This window comes from Catenulispora rubra (genome assembly GCF_015356825.1).
Taxonomy (GTDB): domain Bacteria; phylum Actinomycetota; class Actinomycetes; order Streptomycetales; family Catenulisporaceae; genus Catenulispora; species Catenulispora rubra.
Genome location: NZ_JAACYW010000521.1, coordinates 1 through 3277 on the forward strand (window position 1 = coordinate 1; position 3277 = coordinate 3277).

Consider the following 3277-nt stretch of genomic DNA (forward strand, 5'->3'; position numbering starts at 1 on the left):
GACCTGCACCGCACGCTGAAAACGGCGGCGGCACACGAATAGCCGCACGCGAAGAGCGGCCGGGTGGCTCGGAAGCCACCCGGCCGCTCTTGCGTGCTCCTTCAGCTCTGACCGCCCTGGTCGCCCTGGTCGCCGTGATCGCTTTGGTCGCCCGAATCGCTCGTGTCGCTCGTGTCACTCGATTCGTTCGTGCTGTCCGTGTCGTCCGAGCCATGAAGCAGCAGAGGCAGCACAGGCAACGGAGGAGGATACGGAGGAGGAGTAGGCAACCGAGTAGGCGGAAACGTATGGCGAGGCGGAAGCTGTGAAGCAGAAGGCTCGTTGAAGCGGATGGCCCCCGCGGTCACTGCCTCAGTGTCCTGAGGTTCCGTCGGCTCCTCCGGCCGGACGAGAACGCCGGCCGACTCCGCCCACTCCTCAGCAGTACGGAGGTTCCGTTCGGCATCACGCGCCCGCGTGATCGCCCGTGCGAGAGCGTCGTCGACCGCTGTCGATCCGCCGGCGGCCCCGGACGTCCGCGCTCGTTCGCGAACGTGCCACAACTCGGACTGTTCGTCGTTCGCGCGCTTCAAGGTTTCGGACCTGAGGTCGAACTCCTGCCGGATCTGGTCCTGCTCGATTGCCCTGACCTGCGCCGGCGTCAGAGGAGCCAACGGCTCCATGCCCGACGGCAGGGGCAAAGGCGGAGGCAGGGCTGCCGGGCCCTCGTCGTGCGGGGTCGGCGCACGCGTCAGATCCAGCGGACTCGCCACCTCGACCGGGGACTGCGCCCGCGACGGCTCCTGGGTCCCGGGCGGGGCCGCGGGTGTGCGGACCTGCTCGTCGGGGCCGCGCTGCGGCCGAAACAGCGGCATGGTCGCCGACCGCTTCAGCGGTCCTCGCCCGCCGCCGAGAGCGGATGCCGGTGCCGGCACCCCTCCGCGCGTCCATGGAGGCAGCTCCTCGACCGTGTCGTGCCTGCGCGGCACCCCTTCGCCAAGCCCTGCCAGGCCGGCCAGCCCGGGCCGCTCGGGGTCTCGCGGTGGCCGGTTCAGATCCTCGGCGACGCGCCGACGAAGGTCCTCCCGCTCGGCTTCGACGGCATCGGCAGCTTTCTGCCGGCTCTCGGCGACGTTCAGACGTTGCCGGGCGGCGGTGAGCGCGCCGCGCGCCGCGTCGACGTCCGCCTGAGCGGCAGCGCGCTGGGCCTCCAGCTGCTCCGCGTGGCCCGGTTCGTCCGCGTTCACCGGCGCATCCGCCAAGCTGTTCCGCAGGGCCGTGGCGGTGTTCAGTTCCTCCTGAAGCCGGTCGACGCGCTGCCGCAGCTCGGGGATCGTCGTCTCGCTTCCCTTCCCCTTTGCCGAATGTGTCTGGGGATGTCCCCCGCCCTGCGGCGGCGGCCTGCGCGTGGAGCGGATCGCGTCGTCGAGCACCGCACCGTGGGCGGTGTGCGGGGCCACCTGCAGGGGGTCGGCCATGGTCACCAGGTCCCAGGCGCCACGGTTGCCGGCGCGTCCGGGAGCGCCGGGATCCGCACCGGCGATGATGGCACCGTCCGGCGTGACGTGCACCGTCCCGGCGGTCGCCAGCACCGGGCGGTCTGTGAGCTGGGCCAGTGCCTCCGCGGCGGTCCCACGGCCGGGAACCGGCCGGTTCCCGCCGTCGGCGACCAGGACGATGGTCCGGCCCGCCAGGTCGCGGCCGGCGAGCACACGCTGGTGGAACGCCGCCGCGTTCATCGTCTCGCCACCGACGACGAACCGGCCGTCGCCGGTGGTCCGTACGTGCAGGAAGAACAGGTTGCCGTCCGCGGGCCGGTTGTAGGCGGTGATCAGCTCGGGCAGGGTGTGGTCGGGGGCGCCGTGCGCCGGGTCGGCGCCGTGCGCGGCGACGAAGAGCCCGGACGGCGTGGGCAGCCCGCGCGGGTGCGCCAGGCCGTGGGCCAGGGCCGTCTCCGGCGGCAGGCCGAGCTCCAGCGCCTTGGCGACCCGGAACGAGAGCGTGACCCGGCCGCCGGGGAGGTCGATGGCGCCGCGGGTGTTGCGGGCGTTCAGGGTCAGGTGGACGATCGCGTCCGCGTTCACCCGCAGCCACGGCACCTGGCGCAGGTACGCCTCGGCCTTCGGCATGTTCTTGAGCACCGCGAAGTTGTTGTCGCCGGTGTTCCGGCCGAGCGTGAGGTTGACCGCGTCGCCGGCGCTCTGGTGCCGGTGCGAGTTGGCGGGCTGCCCGCCGGTGAGGTCGCCGGAGGTCGCCGAGGTGCCGGCGTTGATGTTCAGCGACAGCCCGGAGCCGTGGGACTCGTTGCGGTTGAACTCCAGGAAGCCGTAGTCCACGGACTCCAGCCAGCCGTTGCTGTAGCCGCGGACGTGCGGGTTCGCCAGCTCCATGCGGACCGTCAGGGTGCCGGTGGTGTCGGTGAACACGCCGCCCTCGCGGACCAGCTCCGGCGAGGTGAGCCCCTGCGGGCTGAGGATGTGCTCCAGCTGCCGGGTCAGCATCGGGAAGGACAGCAGGTAGTGCAGCGCGTCCTGGGCCCTGGTGCCGTCGTCGGTCAGCCGCGCCACGGCCGAGGAGTGCCCTTCGCCGTTGACCGACGCGGTGGTCCCGGAGAAGCGCTTCATCGCCTCGTCGAACAGGACTCGCAGCTTGGTGTGGTCGAACCCGTAGTTGACCACGTCGTGCTGGAGCAGGTCGCGCGGGGTGATCCCGAACGGCCGGTCCCCGAGGGCCGCGGCACCGGAGCCGGCGGCCACCTCCTGGACCGCGACGTTGCGGTCCACGGGACGCTGCGGCCGGTTCGGCGGCTGGAGCCCGAAGGCGGCGCGGAACCGGTCGGCGACGCTCTTGGGGGCCGCATTGGCAACTGCGTTCTGGGCCGGCGCGGGAGCCGGCGCCGCGGGCTCCCGGGCCGGCGGCAGCACGTCGTCGTGCAGCATGTCGGAGGGGATCAGCACCCGTTCGATCATCGGCACGTCCACGCTCGGCCGCTCCCGATTCCGGTCCGAGACGCCCTGGGTGTGGTCGGAGACCAGGCGGGGCACTCCGAGCAGCGCCGTGTCGAGGAGCCGTGAGGGATTGACCGTCCTGCGGATGGAGACGTTGATCGTGTACTCGCCGGCGTAACGGTCGGCGGGGCCGGAGGCGAAGTAGGTGTCGCGGATCGCCTCGGTCCTGGTGAGCGAATAGCCCTTGGACGTCGAGGAGAAACTGGTGATGCCGGTGCCGACCGACCCGCCGCCGAACCGGTCGAGCGGGACGGGAGGTGGCGGCAGGGCCCCGGGGGCCAGGGCGGGCG

1 protein-coding gene is annotated in these 3277 nt (G+C 72.3%); it reads right to left on the reverse strand.

The window, feature by feature from the left end; genetic code table 11:
• Nucleotides 1-101: 101 nt before the first annotated feature.
• The coding region (locus tag GWK61_RS53390; RefSeq protein ID WP_194922055.1) for a hypothetical protein at nucleotides 102-3277 on the reverse strand (3176 nt) is incomplete at its 5' end.